This window comes from Pseudomonas sp. TUM25319 (assembly GCF_056388475.1).
The window spans coordinates 1,187,242-1,207,199 of record NZ_CM150751.1 but is presented as its reverse complement, the minus strand read 5'-3'; the positions used below and the strand labels follow the sequence as shown (position 1 = coordinate 1,207,199).

The window sequence follows — 19,958 nt, the reverse complement described above, 5'->3', positions numbered from 1 at the left end:
AAAAAGACTACAACAAGAAGCAACAGAGACAACATTGACGGGAGACAACAGACTACGAGGCAGGCGAAAAAACAGATCCGGGCAAGCACGCTCCGAAATCAGAACGCCCCGGCAAGCCGGGGCGTTCTGGGGATCACACGGAGGGGTCGAACGTCAGCGAACGCCCGACTGGCGCAGCGCTGCTGGCTGGAAGTCAGCCTTGCTGGCGCTGAAGCCGAAGTCGTAGGCCTTCTTCTCTTCGTTCTTCATGCCCAGTGCCAGGTAACGGCCCGATTGCAGGTCGTAGATGGCTTCCAGGGTGTACCACGGCACTTCCACGTTGTAGTAGTCCTGGGAATGCGCCTCGGACACACGCCACAGCTGGCCGCGACCGTCGTACTGGTCGATCACCGCGGCTTGCCAGGTGTCTTCGTCGATGTAGAAGTCACGCTTGGCGTAGATGTGGCGCTGGCCCGGCTTCAGGGTCGCCACCACGTGCCAGACGCGGCGCAGCTCGTAGCGGGTCAGGTCCTGGTTGATATGGCCAGGCTTGAGGATGTCGGCGTACTTCAGGCTCGGCGAGTCCAGCTTGTAGCTGTTGGAGGCGATGAACATCTCCTTCTTGCCTTCCAGCTTCCAGTCGTAGCGGTCTGGCGCACCGTTGTACATATCGAGGTTGTCGGACGTACGCAGGCCGTCGGCCGCCGTACCCGGACCGTCGTAGGACACCTGCGGCGCCTGGCGCACGCGACGCTGACCGGCGTTGTAGATCCACGCCTTGCGCGGCTCCTTGACCTGGTCGAGGGTCTCGTGAACCAGCAGCACGGTCCCGGCCAGACGCGCCGGCGCGGTCACTTCCTGCTTGAAGTAGAACAGGATGTTGCCCGGGTTGGCGGGGTCGTAGTCCTTCATCCGGTCACGGAAGACGAACTGGTCCTGGAAGTACACCAGGCTGTAGCTGCCGTTCTGCTGCGGGGTAGCTTGCGTGACCAGACGGGTTACGCTGCCACCGCGGTAGCGGGTGATGTGGTTCCAGATCACTTCCAGGCCGCTTTTCGGGATCGGGAAGGGAACTGCCACCTGGAAGTTGTTCAGGCCGTTGCCGCCTTCGACCAGCGTGGTCTCGGTGGCGTTTTTCTTGATGGCCGCGAACACGCTGTCCGGCACGGTGGAGCCGCGATGGGTCGGGTAGACCGGGATCTTGAAGCTGTCCGGGTAACGCTTGAACATCGCGACCTGGCCCGGGGAGAGCTTGTCCTTGTACTGGTCGACGTTCTGCGCGGTGATGACGAACTTCGGCTGCTCGCTGCCGTACGGGTCGGACAGGAAGCCCTTGGCATCCACGGTTCCGGCGGTCTTGGACAGCGGTTGCCAGGCGCTGATGGAACCGTCGGCGTTACCGGCCTTTTCGGCGCCCATCGGCGTCAGCGTGGAACCCAGCTTGGCCGCTTCATCGGCGGAAACGGCCGCCATCACGCTGGTCGCCAGCAGGGACAGGCCCAGCACACCGGCTTGCAGCAGAGTCTTGGTGGTTTTCATTGTCATGTTCTTCTTCCTGAATAATGCGCTTAGAAGTTCACGCCGAAGCTGAGGGCGACGAAGTCGCGGTCATCCACGGTGGTGTACTTGCCGTCGAAGAAGTTGGTGTACGACAGGCTCGCGGTGTAGGTGTTCTGGTATTCGGCATCCAGACCGAGGCTGACCGCCTTGCGGCCTTCCTCGAAGTTGCCGCCAGGGCCTGGCGAGTAGCCATCGACGTCGTGGGACCAGGCCACGCTCGGCTTGAGGTTCACACCGGCGAACACGTCCGGGTATTCCCAGATGGCGCGGGCGCGGTAGCCCCAGGAGTCGGAGGTGGTGAAACCGTCGTTCTCGCAGTAGCGGGTCAGGTTGTTCTTTTCAGCACCTGCCAGGGTGCTGGCGTTGAGCGAGGCGCAACGGCCGTTTGGCAGAGGCCCCGGGCCGTAGACCGGGTCGCGGCCATAACGCGCCTTGGAGTTGCTTTCCAGGCCGCCCACGTGAGTCCAGCCGATTTCGCCGACCAGGGTCAGGCGGCTCGCGCCCATGACCTGATCGAAGAAGTGGGTGAAGGTGGTCTGCAGCTGGGTGATTTCCTTGCGGCGATAGCCGGGTTGGTCCTGACCTGGACGACCTTGCAGGACCGATGCGGTCGGATCCAGCGGCGTCAGACCGGAATACAGGATGTCGGTGGTGTTGAGCTGTACCGGCGCGTTCGGCCGGTAGCTGACTTCACCGCTCCACGCGGTGCCGGTAGGCAGCGTGGTGGAGAAGCTCAGACCGTACAGACGGATATCTTCGGGGTACTCGACGTAGTAGCTGGAGTTGCCCGCAACCACGAGAGGCAGCAAGGTCGGCGCCAATGCCACCGCCTGGCCCTGGGTCAGCCCGTTGGCCATCAGCCGGCCGACCAGGCCGGCGGCGCTGTAGGCACTGGCCGGACCGCCCTTGCCACTGAAGATCGGCGCGCGGCTGTGGTAGTTCATGAAGTAGGCGCCGAACTCGGTGTCCAGCGGCTCGAACATGTAGCGGAAGGCAACACCGAACTGGCCGCTGTCACGGGCATCACGGTCGCCGTCGCGGCGCACGATCACACCTTCGTCAGGCGAGCCGTAGTTCACGCCCAGTTGGGTCAGGGCATTGCGCACGGCCGGCGAGGCAATGCTCGACTGCTTGGCCAGTACGGCCAGGTTGCGGTCGCAGCCGTCGGCGATCACGTCAGGCTGGGAGAAGAAGGTGCCGCAGTTGTCGGCGACGGTCTGGTCCCATTCAAGCTGGTAGAAGGCCTCGGCCGACAGGTTGTCGGTCAGGCTCTGGGACACGTAGAACATGTTGACCGGGATCAGGCCTTCCTTGATCTCGGAACCCGGACGACGGAATGCGGACACGTCGATCGGGTTGATGCTGTTGATGCCGCCACCGATGAAGGTACTTTCACCCCAGCTCACCACCTGCTTGCCCAGGCGGACGCTGCCCGGCAAGTCGGCGATGGAATAGTTGTGGTACACGAAGGCGTCGAGAATCTGCGCGCCGGACGACTTGGCGCCTTCCTTGCGGTTGGAGTCGCTGATGTCCTTGAACTCGCGGCCCTCGTCCTTCAGTTCGAAGTCATACCAGTACTTGCCCCGGACGAAGACGCCGGTGTCGCCGTACTTGAGTTCGAGGTCATGGATACCCTTGAAGATCTTCGAGAAGGTCTCGCCCTTCTTGAAGTTCAGGTGGCCATCGTCGGAAGTCTGCGAAAGGCCCCGGCCGCCGTTGTTCGCACCGATCAGGTTCTTGTTCGCATCGGCGGTGGACCAGCTCGCGCCGATCGACAGCGACGAGTCGAAACTCCCCTCGATTTCCCCGATGTTGAAGCTGACGGCGAATGCTGGACTTGCAAGCGTAGAAGCGAGGCTGACAGCCAGGGGCAGTTTCGCCCGGCGCCAGAACAGGTTTGCTGATGTCATCGACGCTACTCCATGTACTTTATTTTTATGGCAGTGAGTCCTTCAAAGAAACGGAAGCCGATGTCGCCAGATATGGCAGGGCGTCTGTCGGTGCGCAGCCTGCGCATCCCCGTTCCTCAAAATCCCCTGACCCGACTATAGCCAGCAGGTAGTAGTGCTTGATCCCTCTAAAGTGTGATTTGCACATCCCCCCTGTCGATGGCAGGTTGCCTTCGTGCCGGCTGAGCAAGAATGGCTGATATTTTTCATTTCACAAGGCGGCGAAGCCTCTGGAACGCGGCCCGCACCGGTGAGGGCGCGGGCCGGTGCGGCCTACAGGGTGGAAAGGAAGGCGCTGTTGCTGGCCTGCCACTCGATGATGTCGACGCGGATGCGCTTCTTGTCGAGCTTGCCGACACTGGTCTTGGGAATTTCGGTAACAAGGGCGATCTGGCTGGGAATCGCCCACTTGTTGATGTGTCCGAGTTCCACGAAGGGCTTGAGGTGTTCCTTCAATACCCGCGCATCGATGCTCGCGCCGTCGCGCACCACCAGCAGGGCGAAGGGGCGCTCGCCCCACTGCGGATCGGCCACGCCCACCACCGCCACTTCGCGGACCGCCGGGTGACGGCTGATGAGGTCTTCCAGGTCCAGTGACGAAATCCACTCGCCACCGGTCTTGATCACGTCCTTGATCCGGTCGCGGATATCGATCACGCCCATGCTGTCGAGGGTCGCCACGTCACCGGTGTGCAGCCAGCCTCCGGCCCACAGCTCTTCGCTTTTCTCGGCCTCGCGGAAGTAACCCATGGTCAGCCAGGGGGCACGCAGGACCAGTTCGCCCTGGGACTCGCCATCGGCAGGCAGGAACCGGCCTTCGCCATCGATGATCGCCGCCTCCACCAGCGGCACCGGTACCCCCGCCTTGATCCGGTAGGTAACGCATTCGTCCTCGCTGCCGGCCAGCAGTTCGTCGTTGAGGTGGGCGCAGGACACCAGCGGGCAGGTTTCGGACATGCCGTACGCGGCCGTGAGCTGGATGCCGCGGGCCTTGGCCGCCTCGTACAGGGCGCGGTTCAGCGCGCTGCCACCGATGATGATCTTCCAGCCGCCGAAGTCCTCGTTCTGCGCGCCCTTGGCGTTGAGCAGCATCTGCAGGATGGTCGGCACGCAGTGGGAGAAACTGACCTTTTCGTCACGCCACAACCTGACCAGCAGTTCCGGATCGTAACGCCCCGGGTACACCTGCTTGAGCCCGAGCATGGTTGCCACATACGGGATGCCCCAGGCATGGACGTGGAACATCGGGGTGATGGGCATGTAGACGTCGTCGGTGCCGAGCAGGCGGATGCTATCGATGCTGCCGGTGACCGTGGCCACGCCCATGGTGTGCAGCACCAGTTGGCGGTGGGTGAAGTACACGCCCTTGGGATTGCCGGTGGTGCCGGTGGTGTAGAAGGTGGTGGCGACGGAGTTCTCGTCGAAGTCAGGGAAGTCGTAGTGCGGGCTGGCGGCGGCCAGCAGTTGCTCGTACTCACCCACCAGATCGGGCAGGTCGGCGGTCTTCTCCTCGCCGTCGGTGAGCAGCAGGGTCTTTTCCACCGTGGTCAGCTGCCCGGCAATCGCCTGGTAGAGCCCGACGAACTCGCTGTTGACCAGCACGAAGCGGTCTTCGGCGTGGTTCAGGGTGTAGAGGATCTGCTCCGGCGACAGCCGCACGTTGATGGTGTGGACCACCGCGCCGATCATCGGAATCGCGAACATGCACTCCAGGTAGCGATGGCTGTCCCAGTCCATCACCGCCACGGTGTCACCGGCCTTGACGCCCGCTTCGGTCAGTACGTTGGCGAGCCGGGCGATGCGCTCGTTGAGGGTCAGGTAGCTGTAGCGCAACTGGTCGCGGTAGACGATCTCGCGGGTTTTCTCGTAACGGCTGCCAGACATCAGCAGACGCTTGATCAACAGCGGAAACTGATACGCACCCTCTGCCGGGGCGATGATACGGGTCTGCAACATAAGAATCCCTTTTCTGGAGTTGCACGGGGCATGAACGAAACTGCCCTTACTCTAGATCGGGGATGTGACGGTCAAATCAGCCAAAGGAATGATTTGACCGTCTTTCGACCCAACGGTCATACCGTCGGGCGCCTCTGTTCAGCGTATTTCGCTGAACGCGATCTTCACGCCGAGGGCAATCAGCACCGCCCCCATGGTACGGTCGAACCAGTGGCCCATGCGGGCGAAACCGGCGCGCACCCGGGCCTGGCTGAACAGCATCGCCACCAGGCAGAACCACAGGCCGGTGGCGATCGCCAGGTACACACCGTAACCGGCCTGGACCAGCAGCGGGGTGTGCGGGTTGATGACCACGGTGAACAGCGACAGGAAGAACAGCGTCGCCTTGGGGTTCAGGCCGTTGGTCATGAAGCCGGCGACGAAGGCGGCACGCGGCGTGCGCTCCACCGTGGATACCTGGATCGCCTCGCCAGCCGCCGCAGGCCTGGCGCGCAGGGCCTTGAAGCCGATGTAGATCAGGTACGCCGCAGCCAGCCATTTGAGCGCGTTGAACAGCATGATCGACTGGGACACGATCAGGCCGATGCCCAGCAGCGAATAACCGACGTGCAGGAAGATCGCTGTACCGACCCCGAGAGCGGTCCAGGTGCCGGCGCGGCGACCGTGGGTCACGCTTTCGCGGACCACGACGGCGAAGTCCGGGCCGGGGCTGGCGACAGCCAGCAGGTGGATCAGGGCGACGGTGAGAAATTCTGCCCAGTACATTGAGGGGCTCCAGATGAAGGTGGGTTGCGTACCTTAACCATTCACACCTTGTTACAACAGATACAGCTGGGCACGACTTTGCGGCCCTCTCGCTGGCAAGGCCAGCTCCCACAGGGTTCTGGGCCAGCCAAGCTATCGAACCGTCATAGCAGGCACCAGCATTACCGATGCCGGGCTCATCACTGCGGTTCGGCCCTGACGACTTGACCCTCCCCTATGGGTCACCCCCTACCCTGCGGCCCTTTTCCCTTCGAGACCCGGGCCCATGACCCAACGCACCCTGATCATCCTCGGCCATCCCGCCGCCGACAGCTTCTGCGCCAGCCTCGCCCGGCAATACGCCGACGCCGCCGGCGAGGCCGGCCATGAGGTCCGCCTGCTGGCCCTTGGCGAGCTGGCGTTCGACCCCGTCCTGCATCAGGGCTACCGTCAGGAACAACCACTGGAACCCGATCTGCTGGACGCCCAGCAGCAAATCCTCTGGGCCCAGCGCCTGGTGCTGGTGTTCCCGATCTGGTGGGGCGGCGTGCCGGCGCTGCTCAAGGGCTTTCTCGACCGGGTGCTGCTGCCGGGCTTCGCCTTCCGCTACAAGCGTGGTTCGCCCTTTCCGGAAAAACTCCTGGCCGGGCGCACTGCCCACCTGCTGGTAACCTTGGACACGCCACCCTGGTACTTCCGCTGGTTCCAGCGCATGCCCGGCCTGCACCAGATACGCCGTACGACGCTCGCCTTCTGTGGCATCCGCCCCGCGCAGACGCTAACCTTCGGCCCGGTGCTCGACTCCACCGAGCGGCGCCGCCGGTCCTGGCTGGAACAGGCCCGCACCCTAGCCCTGCGTTGAAAAGGATCTTCATGTTCATCGGCGAAGCTGCCCGCCTGTCAGGCACCACCATCAAATGTATCCGCCACTACGAAAGCATCGGCCTGCTGCCACCGGCCCGGCGCCAGGGCAGCTACCGCATCTACGACCAGCATGACGTCGATCTGCTGGCGCTGATCAAATGCGCACAGAAGCTCGGCTTTACCCTCCGCCAGATGCAGGCTCTAATGGCCGACGGCCAGATATCCCGCCAACGGGTGACCGAAGCCATCACTGCCAAGCGCGCGGAACTGCTCGACCGCATCGCCGGACTGCAACGCCAGCACGACGAATTGCAGGCGTTCGAACGCCATTTCCAGCAGATTCCCGACGATTGCTTGCGCTCTAACGTCGCCGATTCAGGAGCCCCGCATGACCCACGCCGTCTTTCTCGACCACAGCTCGCTTGACCTCGGCGACCTCGACCTCAGCGAGCTGAGCGGCTGCTTCGAGCGTTTCGATGTCCACGCCGCCACCGCCCCGCAGCAGGTAGTGGAACGTCTACACGGTGCCAACGTGGTGATCAGCAACAAGGTCGTGCTGGATGCTGCCACCCTCAAGGCCTGCCCGGACCTGAAACTGATCCTCGTGGCCGCCACCGGCACCAACAACGTCGACCTCCAGGCGGCCCGCGCGCAGGGCATCGTGGTCAGCAACTGCCAGGGCTACGGCACGCCGTCGGTAGCCCAGCACACCCTGGCGCTGCTGCTGGCCCTGGCGACCCGCCTGCCGGATTACCAACAGGCCGTTGCCGCCGGCAAATGGGGCCAGGCCAAGCAGTTCTGCCTGCTGGACTTCCCCATCGTCGAGCTGGAAGGCAAGACCCTCGGCCTGCTCGGCCATGGCGAACTGGGCAGCGCGGTCGGCCGCCTGGCGGAAGCCTTCGGCATGCGCGTGCTGCTCGGCCAGTTGCCGGGCCGCCCGCCACGGGAAGACCGCCTGAGCCTCGATGAACTGCTGCCTCAGGTCGACGCCCTGACCCTGCACTGCCCGCTCAACGACAACACCCGCCACATGATCGGCGCCGCGCAACTGGCCCGGCTCAAGCCTGGCGCGTTCATCATCAACACCGCCCGCGGCGGGCTGATCGATGAACAGGCGCTGGCCGACGCCCTGCGCGCCGGCCACCTGGGTGGCGCGGCCACCGACGTGCTGTCGGTGGAGCCGCCGGTCAACGGCAATCCGCTGCTGGCCGCCGACATTCCGCGCCTGATCGTCACCCCGCACAGCGCCTGGGGTGCGGTGGAAGCGCGGCAACGCATCGTCGGCCAGTTGAGCGAAAACGCCCGTGCCTTCCTGGCCGGCAGCCCGCGACGGGTAGTCAGTTGAGCCACGGCGGCTTCTGGTAGACTTCGCCACTTTTTTCAGGAGCCGCCGCCCATGGACCCGCGCAGTGAAGTGTTGCTACGTCAGGCCGATCTGTTCACCGGCCCGCTGTTGATCGCCGGCCTGCCCGCCGACAGCCTGCTGGGCAGCTTTCCACAGGCCCACGGCTGGTGCTGGCATGCCGGCGACCAGGCGGCGCTGGATGCCCGTTACGCCGGGCGCAGCCACTATGGCGTGGACGTACCGGACGTCGCCTTCGACAACGCCGTGCTGTTCCTGCCCAAATCCCGCGACCTCGCCAACTACCTGCTCAACGCCCTCGCCTCGCGCCTGGGCGGCCGCACGCTGTACCTGGTGGGTGAAAAGCGCGGCGGCATCGAGGGCGCGGCCAGGCAACTGCACGCCTTCGGCAAGCCACGCAAGCTGGACAGCGCCCGCCATTGCCAGCTCTGGCAGGTGACCGTGGAACATCCCCCCGTGGCGCAGCCGCTGGAAAGCCTCGCCGAACGCTTCGAGCTGCCCCTGGCCGACGGCCCGCTGCACATCGTCAGCCTGCCGGGCGTGTTCAGCCATGGCCGCCTGGACCGCGGCACCGCGTTGCTGCTGGAACACCTGGATGGCCTGCCCTCGGGTCATGTGCTCGACTTCGGCTGCGGCGCCGGGGTGCTGGGCGCCACGATCAAGCGTCGTTATCCACAAAGCCGTGTCACCTTGCTGGACGTTGATGCCTTCGCCGTCGCCGCCAGCCGCCTGACCCTGGCGGCCAATGGTCTGGAAGGCGAGGTGATCGCCGGCGATGGCATCGACGCCGCACCACGCGAACTGGACGTCATCCTGAGCAATCCGCCGTTTCACACCGGGGTCCACACCAACTACCAGGCGTCAGAAACCCTGCTGAAAAAATCCGGCGAACATCTGAGAAAAGGTGGTGAAATGCGCCTGGTCGCCAACAGCTTCCTGCGCTACCAGCCGCTGATCGAAGGGGCCCTGGGCAACTGCGAAACCCTGGCCCAGGACAACGGCTTCAAAATCTACCGGGCACGGCGTTCGTAAAAACTTCGCTTGCCGAAACGATTTGGCGGAGGCAGAATCCGCCCCGTCCTAGGGGAGTAGTCTCCCGCGAGCGCCCTGCTCGCATGGTGCGACGTCAACATACTTGGTCCACAGACCATGGCGCGCACGACCCACGGTCCGCATCAGACGGATCCAGGGTTTGACAAGACCTATGACACGCACACCTTACCCGGGGCGGGGAGGCTGTACGTGTCATAGCCGTGTCGACCCGCCCCCGTAGGAACCCTGATGCTGGAATCGCTGCTCGTCCCCACCGCTGTCGTTGCCCTCGCCGAAATCGGCGACAAGACGCAACTGCTTGCCCTTATTCTCGCTGCGCGCTTCCGCAAGCCGTGGCCGATCATCGCCGGTATCATTGCCGCGACCCTCGCCAACCACGCCGCCGCCGGTGCGGTCGGTGCCTGGGTCGGCAGTTTCTTCAGCGAGGCCACTCTGCACTGGATCCTGGCCGCGAGCTTCCTCGCCACGGCGCTGTGGACCCTGGTGCCGGACAAGATGGACGATGACGAAGCCAGCACCGCGCGCCGCTTCGGGCCGTTCCTGACGACGCTGATCGCATTCTTCCTGGCGGAAATCGGTGACAAGACCCAAGTGGCCACGGTGATGCTGGCGGCCCAGTATCCGCACCTGATCATGGTCATCATCGGCACCACCCTGGGCATGCTGATTGCCAACGTGCCGGTGGTTTTGGCGGGCAACTTCGCCGCCGAGAAACTGCCGCTGACCCTGATCCGTCGCCTGGCGGCGAGCGCCTTTGCGGTGCTGGCGGTGATCGCGGTGTATTCGGCGATGAAGGTGAGTGGCTGGGTGGGATAAGGCTGCAACGCGGGCGGTGAGGCGGATGGCGTCATCGCCGGCAAGCCGGCTCCCACAGGGTCATTGTGGGGCCGGCAGTTGGGGCTGGCTTATTTCTTCGCCTGCTCGTAGAGCGGCATCACTTTCGGAATCGCCGCCTGCAACGAGGCGATCCGGCTTTCCGAAGCCGGGTGAGTGCTCATGAACTCAGGCTGCGAACTGCCGCCGGAGGCCGCGCTCATCTTGTTCCACAGGGTGATCGCGGCATTCGGGTTGTAGCCGGCGCGAGCCGCCAGCTCCAGGCCGATCAGGTCGGCTTCGTTCTCGTTGCTGCGGCTGTTGGGCAGGGTCAGGCTGTACTGGACCACGGTGTCGGCCAGCGCCAGGCTGTCGTCACCCAGGCCCAGCAATGCGCCCGCGCCCTGGCGAGCCATCTGCACGCCATAGGCCTTGGACATCGCCTCACGACCATGCTCGCGCAGGGCGTGGGCGATTTCATGGCCCATCACCGCGGCGATTTCATCGTCGGTCAGCTTCAGTTTGTCGATCAGTCCGGTGTAGAAAATGATCTTGCCGCCCGGGCCGCAGTTGGCGTTGAGCTCGTCGCTCTTGATCAGATTGACCTCCCACTGCCATTGCGCCGAGTCCGGGCGGAATTGCGGCGCCTGGGCGATCAGGCGATCGGCGATGGCCTGCACGCGCCGGGCATTGGCGCTGGTCTTGTCCAGTACGCCCTGGGTCGACGCCTCGCCCAGGGTCTGCTGGTAGGACTGGGCATACATCTGGTTGACCTGGTCGGTCGACAACATGCTGAACATGTATTGCTTGCGCTCGACGCCCACCGCACCACCACTGGTGGTGTTCACCGCCTGGCAACCGGCCAGCAGCAGCGAGGCGCCCAAGGCACCGATAACAACCGATCTACGCATGAAAAAACTCCCTTCTAACCTGGGCCGTATCCTAGGACGGCGCACGGGAACGCGCCACCGCCATCAACAAAGATTTCTGTCAGACAAGACTCATGATTTACCGGTTCCAGGCCGATAACAGCGGGGCAAGGCGACCCTTCTCTGCGCTCGGAGCTCCCCATGAAGTTCAAGTCGATCCAGTTTTCCGTTGCCGCCCTGGCGGGCGCAATCGTGTTGAGTATCGTCGCAGCCCTGGTGCTGTATGCGGTGTATTCCGGCGCCAAGACCCAGGAGCTGGTCGAAACCCGGACCCAGCAACAGTTCGACGCGGTGATCGAGCAACGCCTGACCGCCCTGGCGCAGACCCAGGTCAGCCAGATCCTGCGCCGCCTGGAAGCACCGCTGCTGATCGCCCGCGGCCTGGCCACCACCAACTCGCAACTGGGCATGAAGGACCAGGCCGGCAACCCGCGGGTGCACCTCGAGCGCGAGGACCTGATCAACCTGCTGAAACAGACGATCGTCGACAACCCGTTGCTGCTGGGCGGCTACATCGCCTGGGAGCCGAACGCCCTGGATAAAGACGACGCGCGCTTCGTCGGCACCTCGGTCAAGGGCATCGACCCGGCCACCGGTCGCTTCCAGCCCTGGTGGTACCGCAACACCGACGGCACCCTGGGCCTGGAGCCACTGGTAGACCTGAGCAACAACACTCTGCTCTCCACCGGCGTGCGTGCCAGCGAGTACTACCTGTGCTCCCAGGAAAGCAAGCGCGCCTGCGCCATCGACCCGGCGCCCTACAAGGTCGGCGACAAGATGGTGATGCTCGCCTCGTTCATCGAGCCGATCCTGGTGGACGGCAAGTTCCAGGGCATCGTCGGCGCCGACCTGTCGGTGAACTTCATCCAGGACCTGCTCAAGGCCGCCGACGCCCAGCTGTACGACGGCGCAGGCGAGCTGGCGCTGATCTCCAGCAACGGCCGCCTGGTGGCCTACACCAAGGACGAAAACAAGTTTGGCGAGAAGGCCAGCGACACCCTCGACGCCCCGGCGGCGGCCGGTCTGGCCAAACTCAGCGGCGACGCCCTGCGCTACGAAGTGGACCACGCCAATGGCCAGATCCGCCTGCTGCTGCCGTTCAGAATCGCCGACACCGACGCCCGCTGGACCCTGCTGCTGCAACTGCCGCTCTCGGCAGTGATGGCTGACGCGCAAAAACTGCAGAGCGACCTCAGCCACCAGCGCGCCACTGACATCACTGGCATGACCCTGGTCGGCCTGGTGATCGCCGGCCTCGGCCTGCTGGTGATCTGGCTGCTGGCCCATGGCATTGCCCGTCCGCTGCGGCAGATGGTGGCGATGCTCGACGACATCGCCCAGGGCGAAGGCGACCTGACCCGTCGCCTGCACAGCGACCGTGCCGACGAACTGGGCTCGATCGCCAAGGGCTTCAATACCTTCCTCGGCAAGCTGCAGTCGATGATCAGCCAGGTGGTGAGCTCGGTGCAGAAGGTCAGCGATTCGTCGGAGCACACCGCCGACATCGCCATTCGCACCAATCAGGGCGTGCATAAACAGATGGCCGAAATCGACCTGGTGGCGACTGCCGTCCACGAGATGACCGCCACCGCGCAGGACGTGGCACGCAACGCCACCCACGCCGCTCAGGCTGCGAGCAATGCCGACCAGGCCGCCAACCAGGGCCTGGGCATCGTCCGCGACACCTCGCAGTCCATCGCCGCCCTGGCCGATGAAATCGGCCGGGCGGTGGGCGTGGTGCAGAACCTGGCCCGCGACAGCGAGAACATCAACGCGATCCTGGTGGCGATCCGCGCCATCGCCGAACAGACCAACCTGCTGGCACTCAACGCCGCCATCGAGGCGGCGCGGGCGGGCGAACAGGGTCGTGGTTTCGCCGTGGTGGCCGACGAAGTGCGCAACCTGGCGCAGAAGACCCAGCAGGCCACCGAAGAAATCCAGCAGATGATCCAGCAACTGCAGCAGGGCACCCGCGACGTGGTGCGGGTCATGGAAGACAGCCAGAGCAAGACCGACGTCAGCGTGCAGCAGGCGGCGAAGGCGGCGGATGCGCTGGAAAGCATCACCCGCGCGGTGTCGGTGATCAACGACATGAACACCCAGATCGCCAGCGCGGCCGAGGAACAGAGCGCGGTGGCCGAGGACATCAACCGCAACGTGATCAACATCGGCCAGGTGGCCAACGAGGTGGCCGGAGGGGCGGACGAGTCCAGCACCGCCAGCGCCGAACTGACCAAGCTGGCCGAACAGCAGCGCCGGCTGATCAACCAGTTCCGGGTGTGAAGCAGCTGCAAGCTGCAAGCTTCAAGCTGCAAGTAAGAGCAGGTGCGCGGCGCTTCTTCTTGCAGCTTGCAGCTTGCAGCTTAAAGCTCGCCGTTGATCAGGCGGGGGTGAGGCACTCGGGGGCGTTGAGCTTCGGGTCGTTGACGAAGTTGGCCAGCACCCGCTCGCGCAAGGCGGCGGGAGGGCTGGTCAGCAGGCCCTGAAGCTCGCCCGGCGGGGTGTCCGGGTTGAGCCAGGCGGCCTGGCCGGCGGCGTCGAGGATCAGCGGGCGACGCTGGTTCATCGCCGCCTGAGTCACCACTGCCGTGCTCAGCCACACCTGCTCCTGCACCGGATACGCCTCCCACACCGCCGCGAAGAACAGCGACGAGCCCTCCCCCGGCGTCAACCAGTAAGGCCGCTTGCGCACCGTACCGCGCCACTCGTAGAAACCGTTGGCCGGCAACAGGCAGCGCCGCTGGGCGAAGGCTTCGCGGAACATGGGCTGTTCGGCCAGGGTTTCGGCGCGGGCATGGGCAGGCGTTCGGGTCAGGTCAGTCAGCCAGGGCGGCGTCAGGCCCCAGCGGGCCCGGGCCAGGGTCATCCGGCCGTCTTCCTGACGCTGGATCAGCACCTGGGCACCAGGAGAAATGTTCCATTGGGCCTGCTGGCCAGCAGGAAAGCCGGGCAGCGCAGCGAAGGCCGGCGACCAGCGAAACAGGGCGTAGCGTCCACACATCAGGCGAAACCTAGCAAATCAGGACTCCAGGGAGATTATCCGGCTCGTCGCCAGGAAGCGGCAGCGCGGCATTGTACGCGGTGATCAGCTCCCGCGCGTAATCGGCCTGCTCGTCGGACACCGCCAGCCCCAGCAGGCCATGCAGCGGTAACTCGCCGATGCCACCGAGCAGATCACCACCGACCAGAAGCGCATCGATCCCTTCGCTGTCGAGCATGCCGATCAGCATTTCGGCCTCCAGCAGGTTCTCCGGCTCGTAGATTCGCCGCATCACTCATCCTCGCGCTTCACGTCGAGCATCCATTCGTCACCATGGACCTGCAGAATGAACACCACCGGTCGACAACACACCTGGCAGTCCTCGATGTAGCGCTGGTCGCCACCGGAAAGATCGACGGTGGTTTCCACCTCTTCACCGCAATAAGGACAATCGTAGAACGCAGTTTCGAGCATCGCGGCCTCCGCGGTTACTTGTGCGTATAATTGCCGGTCTTGCGCCCCCCGAGCCCGGTATTTCGGGCGCAGCCCTACCCTTTACCCTAGCCGTTTCACAACAAGAGAGCATGATGGGCGAATTCGATGCCATCCGACCGTACGACGACGCTGAGGTCCCTGCCGTTCTGGCACGCCTGCTCAGCGACCCGGCATTCCTCGATATCCTGACCCGGTTCCGCTTTCCGCGCATGGCCGACAGCTTCGGCTGGCTGCTCAAGCCGCTGATCGCCCGCCGTCTGCGCAAGGAATTCGCCGGCGTGACCTGCGTCTCGACCCTGCAGGACAAGGTCGAGTTCTACGTCGACCACACGATCGAGCGGGCCACCGATGGCGTCACCTACACGGGCGTGGAGCAATTCAAGTCCGGCACTGCCTATCTGTTCCTGGCCAACCATCGCGACATCGTGATGGATCCGGCGTTCGTCAACTACGCGGTGTACCACGCCGGCCTGCCGACCCCGCGCATCGCCATCGGCGACAACCTGCTGCAGAAGCCGTTCGTCAGCGACATGATGCGCCTGAACAAGAGCTTCATCGTGCACCGCTCCATCAGCGGCCGGCGGGAAAAGCTGGCGGCCTATCAACTGCTCTCGGCCTACATCAACCACTCGATCCGCAACGACGGCGCCTCGATCTGGATCGCCCAGGCCGAAGGCCGCGCCAAGGACGGTGACGACCGCACCGACTCGGCGATCCTCAAGATGTTCCACATGAGCCGCAAGGACGAGCCGTTCGGTGCGGTGATCCAGTCGCTGAACCTGAGCCCGGTGTCGATCAGCTACGAATACGACCCGTGCGACCAGGCCAAGGCCCGCGAGCTGTTCATCCGCGCCACCACCGGCAGCTACAGCAAGGCGCCGGGCGAAGACGACCTGAGCATTGGCCTGGGCATCACCGGCTACAAGGGCCGGGTGCACATCAATTTCACCCCGCCGATCACCGCGCAGTTCGATGACACCAAGCAACTGGCGGCAGAAATCGACAGGCAGATTCTCGGCGGCTACCGACTGTTCCCGGTGCATTACCTGGCGTACGCGCAGTGGGCCGAGGCCGACCCGCAGTTGCAGGTGCCGAAGGCGAGCGAAGTGTTTGGCGCCGAAGAACTGGCCAAGGCCCAGGCCGAGTGGCAGCGCCGGCTCGACGCCTGCCCGCCGGAGCATCGTCCGTACCTGGTGCTGCAGTACGCGACGCCGGTGAGGAATCAGTATCGGGTCAAGGCCGGATTGCCACTGTAAATCCTGACGGCCTCATCGCCGGCAAGGCCGGCTCCCACAAGGGTCGGTGCATGCCAGCCTTCTGTGGGAGCTGGCCGGGCGGCGCTCCGCTTGCCAGCGATGAGGGCCCCGAAGGGCTCAGATCCAGGTGCTGACCCAGGACAGCAGCAAGGCCATCGCCAGGAAGGCGAAGCCCAGGCTGTAGTAGAAGCGGTTGACCCGCTGGGTCAGCAGGTCGATGGCTGCCTCGCTCGACGGCAGGCTGGCCATGGCCCGCGAAGCGCGGCGGCGGGCACTGTGCAGGAGCATGCCACCCGGGCAGGTGAGCAGCAGGGCCAGCAGATTGATCAGTTTGGCGGGGGGGGAAACGAACAGCCCCCAGAACATTTGCAGCGACATCGCCTTACCTCGAAAAACCACGGAATCCGGTGAAAACGCGCGCATTCTACCCAAGCTGCACATCCGTGCCCGTGCTTTGCGACCAATGACGATAAATCCCACCGTCATACAGTCGTCATCCAGACAAGCCACCCTGTCGCCCTCCCAACGAACCGGAGCTTGTCATGTTGCACGCCGAAAACCAGGATCGCCTCTATCTGATTGCCCAGAGCGAGGAGCAGGAAGCGCTGATCGACGGTTTGGCCTTCAACGTCCAGGACCGCCAATGGCTGGTCTATTGCGCCCTGGGCGGCCATCCCCACGATCATTTGCCGGAGGTCGACAGCCAAACCGGCATCAGCGTGCTGGACTTCTACGTCGAAGCGGCCTGAAACGATTTGGAGCTGCAAGTTTCAAGCTGCAAGCTGCAAGAAAAAGCCCGATACCTGTCTTCAGATATCGGGCTTTCTCTTATGGCTTGCAGCTTGAAGCTTGCAGCTCGTAGACCGCTTATTCGCCGAGGACCTGACCGATGGTCGGGTCCTTGAACAGACGGGTCAGGGCATCACTGAGCACATCGCCCACCAGCTTGGTGTTGGTTTCCTGGTTCGGCGCCATGCCGAAACGCTGGTCCAGCGAGGCACCGTAGCGACCGCTGTAGCGACGGTTGGCGTTGCTCACGTCAGCCTTGAAAGTCGCGCCGATGGTGGCTTCGGTCACGTACAGGCCTTCCTTGGGCGACTGGTACTTCAGCTCGGCCAGGGTCACGGTCAGTTGCGGCGCGTTGTAGGCGTTCGGCGACGGGGTGAAGCCCAGCAGGCGTACAGCGGCTTCGGCCTGGGCCTGCAGTTTCGGCAGGATGTCGTTGCCGCTCACGCTGATGGCGCTGGTTTCGGGGTACAGGCCACCGCGGGTGCCGAGGGTCTGGGTGCCACGGCCATCGACCACACGCACCACCACGGGCTGGCCGTGGCCAACCGGCGCGAGCTGGGCGGTGAGTTTCGGTTGCGGGCTGAGCTGTTGCGGACTATGGGCGCAACCCACCAGGGTCAGGCTGGTCACAGCGATCAAACCGAACAACAAACGTTGCAACATGCTCATCTCTCCTGGAATGGCGGCAAAGGGCGCCAGTATACCCAGCGCACGCCGCGCCAGTCATCGGCCCCATGCGGGGTAAGACCGCTCTTTCATGCGCGGATTCCCTGTCACACGGACTTCATCATCGCCGACGTATCCTTGCGTCAGTTCCCAACAGGTAGATCGCCATGTCCAGCTTCTGGTCCCTGCTCTTCAAACGCCCGCAACGTCACTTCGCCCGTCTCGACGCCCAGGGCCTGTGCCAGGCATTGAAGTGCTGCGAACAGCCGCCAGCAGGCGCCGGCTGGGTCGAAGTCGGCGAATCCGCCCTGCACTGGCTGAACCGTCCGCTACCCGCCGGCGCCCGGGTCGTACAGCGCCGTCGCCCGAATCTGCTGCAACGCGCCCTCGCCGCCTGACCGCCGAGCAAGAAAAGTCATTAATAAAGGCCATTTCTGCCCGCGACATCGTTATAATCTGCCCCCGATTATAAGGACGTCTCCTGATCGGGCCCCGCAGCACCGCCAATGTCATGCATCGGCACCCCCCATATCCGCCCACAGAGAGCCGTTCACACAGGTCTTGCGAAGCCGGTGTGCCCGCTTTTTTTCGGCCCCACGCTCTGCCTGAACCTGACGAGCCTGCCCCGCACGGCTCCTTTTTGAGGTTCACGACTCCAAAAGAGCGTGAAAAAACGGGTTTTCACAACTTCACGAGAGTGTGGCGAGCATGAACAGTCTGGTATGTGCAAAAGCATCATCAGTGTCCCGAACAGCCCCGATCAGCTGGCAACAGTCCTCATCCACGGTGGGTGACTGAGGCCGGTCCACAGCGCACGACGGGCGCCCTCGACCATAAGTCGAATTGCCGCACCGGCCGCCAGATGCGTTCATATGCATCGTAGATAGCCCGGTTGGCGGTGTCCGTGAACGTTGGAAAAACTGCGAAGTATCGGACATGGCGATTCTGGTGAGTCCGGGATCCTATGCTGTCATTTAGGTGCTGAAGATTTTGGAGATGCGTTAATGGCGCAGAACGAAACAGTCGATGTGGTACTGGTAGGGGCGGGCATCATGAGTGCCACCCTGGCCGTACTGCTCAAGGAACTCGACCCGGCGATCAAGCTGGAAGTCGTGGAGGCAATGGACTCGGGTGCCGCGGAAAGTTCCAATCCGTGGAACAACGCGGGGACCGGCCATGCCGGGCTGTGTGAACTGAACTACACGCCTCAGGCCGCTGACGGCAGCATCGACATCAAGAAAGCGGTGCACATCAACACCCAGTTCGAGGTTTCCCGGCAGTTCTGGGCCTACCTGAGCAAGAAGGGTGCTTTCACGTCGCCGCGGGCGTTCATCAATCCGGTGCCGCACCTGAGCTACGTCGAGGGTGAAAAAGGCATTGCCTTCCTCAAGAAGCGCTTCGAGCTGCTCAAGCAGCACCATGCCTTCGCCGAGATGGAATACACCGAAGACCAGTCGGTGATGAAAGAGTGGATGCCGCTGATGATGCCAGGGCGCCCGGCTGACCAGAAGATCGCCGCCACCCGCGTACTCAAGGGCACCGACGTCAACTTCGGCGCACTGACCAACAAGCTGCTCAAGCACCTGGGCAACGCCCAGGACGCACAGGTCAAGTACAGCAAGAAGGTCACCGGCCTGCGCCGTAACGGCAGCGGCTGGACCGTCACGGTCAAGGACGTCAACAGCGGCAGCAGCCGTGATGTCGACGCCCGCTTCGTCTTCCTCGGCGCCGGCGGCGCGGCCCTGCCGCTGCTGCAAGCCTCGGGCATCCCGGAAAGCAAAGGCTTCGGCGGCTTCCCGGTGAGCGGCCAGTGGCTGCGTTGCGACAACCCGGAAATCGTCAAGCAGCACCAGGCCAAGGTCTACAGCCAGGCTGCCGTCGGCGCCCCACCGATGTCGGTTCCGCACCTCGACACCCGTGTGGTGGACGGCAAGAAATCCCTGCTGTTCGGCCCCTACGCCGGCTTCACCACCAAGTTCCTCAAGCACGGCTCGTTCCTCGACCTGCCGCTGTCGGTTCGCATGGGCAACATCGGCCCGATGCTGGCCGTGGCCCGCGACAACATGGACCTGACCAAATACCTGGTCAGCGAAGTGATGCAGTCGATGGAGCAGCGCCTGGACTCCCTGCGCCGCTTCTACCCCGAGGCGAAAGCCGAGGACTGGCGCCTGGAAGTGGCGGGTCAGCGCGTGCAGATCATCAAGAAAGACCCGAAGAAAGGCGGCATCCTGCAGTTCGGTACCGAACTGGTGGCCGCTCAGGACGGCTCCCTCGCCGCCCTGCTGGGTGCCTCGCCAGGTGCCTCGGTGACCGTGTCGATCATGCTGGAACTGATCGAACGCTGCTTCGCCGACAAGGCCAAGGGTGAATGGGCCGCCAAGCTCAAGGAAATCTTCCCGGCACGGGAAAAAGTCCTGGCAGCCGATGCCGACCTGTACCACAAGGTCGCGGCCTACAACGACGAGGCCCTGGGCCTGGTCGAAAGCAGCCCGGCCCCGAGCTACGCCTGAGGCGCAGCCCAAAAAAAACGCCCTTCGGGGCGTTTTTTTTGGGCGGGATTCG

At 63.9% G+C, this 19,958-nt stretch carries 20 protein-coding genes and 1 pseudogene; 11 read left to right on the top strand and 10 right to left on the bottom strand.

Going from position 1 to position 19,958, the window contains the following annotated elements; all coding sequences use genetic code 11:
• Nucleotides 1-153: 153 nt before the first annotated feature.
• The 4 genes from AC05QJ_RS05660 to AC05QJ_RS05645 all read right to left on the bottom strand — a co-directional run bounded on the left by AC05QJ_RS05660 (nucleotide 154) and on the right by AC05QJ_RS05645 (nucleotide 6,209).
• Nucleotides 154-1,518: a DUF1329 domain-containing protein gene (locus AC05QJ_RS05660; RefSeq protein ID WP_476747873.1), complete on the bottom strand. Its 1,365-nt coding sequence runs from the start codon at nucleotides 1,516-1,518 to the stop codon at nucleotides 154-156.
• A 29-nt stretch (nucleotides 1,519-1,547) separates the two neighbouring features.
• Nucleotides 1,548-3,449, bottom strand: a complete 1,902-nt coding sequence (locus tag AC05QJ_RS05655) for a DUF1302 domain-containing protein (RefSeq protein ID WP_476745992.1) — start codon at nucleotides 3,447-3,449, stop codon at nucleotides 1,548-1,550.
• Between the two features lie 312 nt (nucleotides 3,450-3,761).
• The gene (locus AC05QJ_RS05650; RefSeq protein WP_476745991.1) at nucleotides 3,762-5,444 is read right to left on the bottom strand and encodes a fatty acid--CoA ligase; all 1,683 of its coding nucleotides are present in this window, start codon (nucleotides 5,442-5,444) and stop codon (nucleotides 3,762-3,764) included.
• A 138-nt stretch (nucleotides 5,445-5,582) separates the two neighbouring features.
• A complete protein-coding gene (locus AC05QJ_RS05645) occupies nucleotides 5,583-6,209 on the bottom strand; it encodes a LysE family transporter (protein ID WP_476745990.1) in 627 nt (208 codons plus the stop codon).
• A 265-nt stretch (nucleotides 6,210-6,474) separates the two neighbouring features.
• On the opposite strand from AC05QJ_RS05645, the gene AC05QJ_RS05640 reads away from it, so the two are divergent.
• From AC05QJ_RS05640 to AC05QJ_RS05620, 5 genes are all read left to right on the top strand, one after another.
• Nucleotides 6,475-7,050: an NAD(P)H-dependent oxidoreductase gene (locus AC05QJ_RS05640; protein WP_476745989.1), complete on the top strand. Its 576-nt coding sequence runs from the start codon at nucleotides 6,475-6,477 to the stop codon at nucleotides 7,048-7,050.
• Between the two features lie 11 nt (nucleotides 7,051-7,061).
• Nucleotides 7,062-7,478 (top strand): MerR family transcriptional regulator, encoded by a 417-nt coding sequence (locus AC05QJ_RS05635; RefSeq protein ID WP_476745988.1) that lies wholly within the window; start codon nucleotides 7,062-7,064, stop codon nucleotides 7,476-7,478.
• Nucleotides 7,441-8,397 carry a 2-hydroxyacid dehydrogenase gene (locus AC05QJ_RS05630; protein ID WP_476745987.1) on the top strand — a complete coding sequence of 319 codons (957 nt, stop codon included), beginning with the start codon at nucleotides 7,441-7,443 and terminating at the stop codon, nucleotides 8,395-8,397. The genes AC05QJ_RS05635 and AC05QJ_RS05630 overlap by 38 nt, the downstream gene beginning before the upstream one ends.
• Nucleotides 8,398-8,448: 51 nt before the next feature.
• Complete coding sequence (locus AC05QJ_RS05625; RefSeq protein WP_476745986.1) at nucleotides 8,449-9,447, top strand: methyltransferase; 999 nt, start codon at nucleotides 8,449-8,451, stop codon at nucleotides 9,445-9,447.
• Nucleotides 9,448-9,699: 252 nt separating this feature from the next.
• Complete coding sequence (locus tag AC05QJ_RS05620; protein ID WP_476747872.1) at nucleotides 9,700-10,284, top strand: TMEM165/GDT1 family protein; 585 nt, start codon at nucleotides 9,700-9,702, stop codon at nucleotides 10,282-10,284.
• Nucleotides 10,285-10,373: 89 nt separating this feature from the next.
• Here AC05QJ_RS05620 and AC05QJ_RS05615 read toward each other — a convergent pair whose 3' ends face one another.
• Nucleotides 10,374-11,192: a M48 family metallopeptidase gene (locus AC05QJ_RS05615; protein ID WP_476745985.1), complete on the bottom strand. Its 819-nt coding sequence runs from the start codon at nucleotides 11,190-11,192 to the stop codon at nucleotides 10,374-10,376.
• Nucleotides 11,193-11,351: 159 nt separating this feature from the next.
• On the opposite strand from AC05QJ_RS05615, the pseudogene AC05QJ_RS05610 reads away from it, so the two are divergent.
• Both AC05QJ_RS05610 and AC05QJ_RS05605 read left to right on the top strand, forming a co-directional pair.
• Nucleotides 11,352-12,635, top strand: a pseudogene (locus AC05QJ_RS05610) (methyl-accepting chemotaxis protein); the annotation flags it as partial.
• A 15-nt stretch (nucleotides 12,636-12,650) separates the two neighbouring features.
• Nucleotides 12,651-13,493, top strand: coding sequence for a methyl-accepting chemotaxis protein (locus tag AC05QJ_RS05605; protein WP_476747871.1), 843 nt, complete (start codon nucleotides 12,651-12,653; stop codon nucleotides 13,491-13,493).
• Between the two features lie 97 nt (nucleotides 13,494-13,590).
• Here the strand turns inward: AC05QJ_RS05605 and AC05QJ_RS05600 are convergent, their stop codons facing one another.
• The 3 genes from AC05QJ_RS05600 to AC05QJ_RS05590 are packed head-to-tail and all read right to left on the bottom strand — an operon-like array spanning nucleotide 13,591 to nucleotide 14,664.
• The gene (locus tag AC05QJ_RS05600; RefSeq protein WP_476745984.1) at nucleotides 13,591-14,211 is read right to left on the bottom strand and encodes an SOS response-associated peptidase; all 621 of its coding nucleotides are present in this window, start codon (nucleotides 14,209-14,211) and stop codon (nucleotides 13,591-13,593) included.
• Between the two features lie 10 nt (nucleotides 14,212-14,221).
• Complete coding sequence (locus AC05QJ_RS05595) at nucleotides 14,222-14,482, bottom strand: putative signal transducing protein (RefSeq protein WP_476745983.1); 261 nt, start codon at nucleotides 14,480-14,482, stop codon at nucleotides 14,222-14,224.
• The gene (locus AC05QJ_RS05590) at nucleotides 14,482-14,664 is read right to left on the bottom strand and encodes a CPXCG motif-containing cysteine-rich protein (protein ID WP_476745982.1); all 183 of its coding nucleotides are present in this window, start codon (nucleotides 14,662-14,664) and stop codon (nucleotides 14,482-14,484) included. The genes AC05QJ_RS05595 and AC05QJ_RS05590 overlap by 1 nt, the downstream gene beginning before the upstream one ends.
• Nucleotides 14,665-14,774: 110 nt before the next feature.
• Here AC05QJ_RS05590 and AC05QJ_RS05585 point away from each other — a divergent pair, with 110 nt between their 5' ends.
• Nucleotides 14,775-15,941 (top strand): 1-acyl-sn-glycerol-3-phosphate acyltransferase, encoded by a 1,167-nt coding sequence (locus tag AC05QJ_RS05585; RefSeq protein WP_476745981.1) that lies wholly within the window; start codon nucleotides 14,775-14,777, stop codon nucleotides 15,939-15,941.
• A gap of 117 nt (nucleotides 15,942-16,058) precedes the next feature.
• Here the strand turns inward: AC05QJ_RS05585 and AC05QJ_RS05580 are convergent, their stop codons facing one another.
• On the bottom strand, nucleotides 16,059-16,319 hold the full coding sequence (locus AC05QJ_RS05580; protein ID WP_476745980.1) for a hypothetical protein: 261 nt from the start codon (nucleotides 16,317-16,319) through the stop codon (nucleotides 16,059-16,061).
• A 164-nt stretch (nucleotides 16,320-16,483) separates the two neighbouring features.
• On the opposite strand from AC05QJ_RS05580, the gene AC05QJ_RS05575 reads away from it, so the two are divergent.
• Nucleotides 16,484-16,690: a hypothetical protein gene (locus tag AC05QJ_RS05575; RefSeq protein WP_428585679.1), complete on the top strand. Its 207-nt coding sequence runs from the start codon at nucleotides 16,484-16,486 to the stop codon at nucleotides 16,688-16,690.
• Nucleotides 16,691-16,808: 118 nt separating this feature from the next.
• Here the strand turns inward: AC05QJ_RS05575 and AC05QJ_RS05570 are convergent, their stop codons facing one another.
• A complete protein-coding gene (locus AC05QJ_RS05570) occupies nucleotides 16,809-17,393 on the bottom strand; it encodes a YajG family lipoprotein (RefSeq protein ID WP_476745979.1) in 585 nt (194 codons plus the stop codon).
• Nucleotides 17,394-17,563: 170 nt separating this feature from the next.
• Between AC05QJ_RS05570 and AC05QJ_RS05565 the strand changes: the two genes are divergently transcribed.
• Together AC05QJ_RS05565 and mqo are read left to right on the top strand one after the other, a co-directional pair.
• A complete protein-coding gene (locus AC05QJ_RS05565; RefSeq protein ID WP_476745978.1) occupies nucleotides 17,564-17,794 on the top strand; it encodes a hypothetical protein in 231 nt (76 codons plus the stop codon).
• A 606-nt stretch (nucleotides 17,795-18,400) separates the two neighbouring features.
• On the top strand, nucleotides 18,401-19,906 hold the full coding sequence (gene mqo / locus AC05QJ_RS05560) for a malate dehydrogenase (quinone) (protein ID WP_476745977.1): 1,506 nt from the start codon (nucleotides 18,401-18,403) through the stop codon (nucleotides 19,904-19,906).
• The last annotated feature ends 52 nt before the right edge of the window (nucleotides 19,907-19,958 follow it).

What these genes read in the sequence shown, in the direction of transcription:
- AC05QJ_RS05660 (WP_476747873.1), bottom strand. Translation starts at nt 1,518, where the DNA reads ATGAAAACCACCAAGACTCTGCTGCAAGCCGGTGTGCTGGGCCTGTCC.
- AC05QJ_RS05655 (WP_476745992.1), bottom strand. Translation starts at nt 3,449, where the DNA reads ATGACATCAGCAAACCTGTTCTGGCGCCGGGCGAAACTGCCCCTGGCT.
- AC05QJ_RS05650 (WP_476745991.1), bottom strand. Translation starts at nt 5,444, where the DNA reads ATGTTGCAGACCCGTATCATCGCCCCGGCAGAGGGTGCGTATCAGTTT.
- AC05QJ_RS05645 (WP_476745990.1), bottom strand. Translation starts at nt 6,209, where the DNA reads ATGTACTGGGCAGAATTTCTCACCGTCGCCCTGATCCACCTGCTGGCT.
- AC05QJ_RS05640 (WP_476745989.1), top strand. Translation starts at nt 6,475, where the DNA reads ATGACCCAACGCACCCTGATCATCCTCGGCCATCCCGCCGCCGACAGC.
- AC05QJ_RS05635 (WP_476745988.1), top strand. Translation starts at nt 7,062, where the DNA reads ATGTTCATCGGCGAAGCTGCCCGCCTGTCAGGCACCACCATCAAATGT.
- AC05QJ_RS05630 (WP_476745987.1), top strand. Translation starts at nt 7,441, where the DNA reads ATGACCCACGCCGTCTTTCTCGACCACAGCTCGCTTGACCTCGGCGAC.
- AC05QJ_RS05625 (WP_476745986.1), top strand. Translation starts at nt 8,449, where the DNA reads ATGGACCCGCGCAGTGAAGTGTTGCTACGTCAGGCCGATCTGTTCACC.
- AC05QJ_RS05615 (WP_476745985.1), bottom strand. Translation starts at nt 11,192, where the DNA reads ATGCGTAGATCGGTTGTTATCGGTGCCTTGGGCGCCTCGCTGCTGCTG.
- AC05QJ_RS05605 (WP_476747871.1), top strand. Translation starts at nt 12,651, where the DNA reads ATGATCAGCCAGGTGGTGAGCTCGGTGCAGAAGGTCAGCGATTCGTCG.
- AC05QJ_RS05600 (WP_476745984.1), bottom strand. Translation starts at nt 14,211, where the DNA reads ATGTGTGGACGCTACGCCCTGTTTCGCTGGTCGCCGGCCTTCGCTGCG.
- AC05QJ_RS05595 (WP_476745983.1), bottom strand. Translation starts at nt 14,482, where the DNA reads ATGCGGCGAATCTACGAGCCGGAGAACCTGCTGGAGGCCGAAATGCTG.
- AC05QJ_RS05590 (WP_476745982.1), bottom strand. Translation starts at nt 14,664, where the DNA reads ATGCTCGAAACTGCGTTCTACGATTGTCCTTATTGCGGTGAAGAGGTG.
- AC05QJ_RS05585 (WP_476745981.1), top strand. Translation starts at nt 14,775, where the DNA reads ATGATGGGCGAATTCGATGCCATCCGACCGTACGACGACGCTGAGGTC.
- AC05QJ_RS05580 (WP_476745980.1), bottom strand. Translation starts at nt 16,319, where the DNA reads ATGTCGCTGCAAATGTTCTGGGGGCTGTTCGTTTCCCCCCCCGCCAAA.
- AC05QJ_RS05575 (WP_428585679.1), top strand. Translation starts at nt 16,484, where the DNA reads ATGTTGCACGCCGAAAACCAGGATCGCCTCTATCTGATTGCCCAGAGC.
- AC05QJ_RS05570 (WP_476745979.1), bottom strand. Translation starts at nt 17,393, where the DNA reads ATGTTGCAACGTTTGTTGTTCGGTTTGATCGCTGTGACCAGCCTGACC.
- AC05QJ_RS05565 (WP_476745978.1), top strand. Translation starts at nt 17,564, where the DNA reads ATGTCCAGCTTCTGGTCCCTGCTCTTCAAACGCCCGCAACGTCACTTC.
- mqo (WP_476745977.1), top strand. Translation starts at nt 18,401, where the DNA reads ATGGCGCAGAACGAAACAGTCGATGTGGTACTGGTAGGGGCGGGCATC.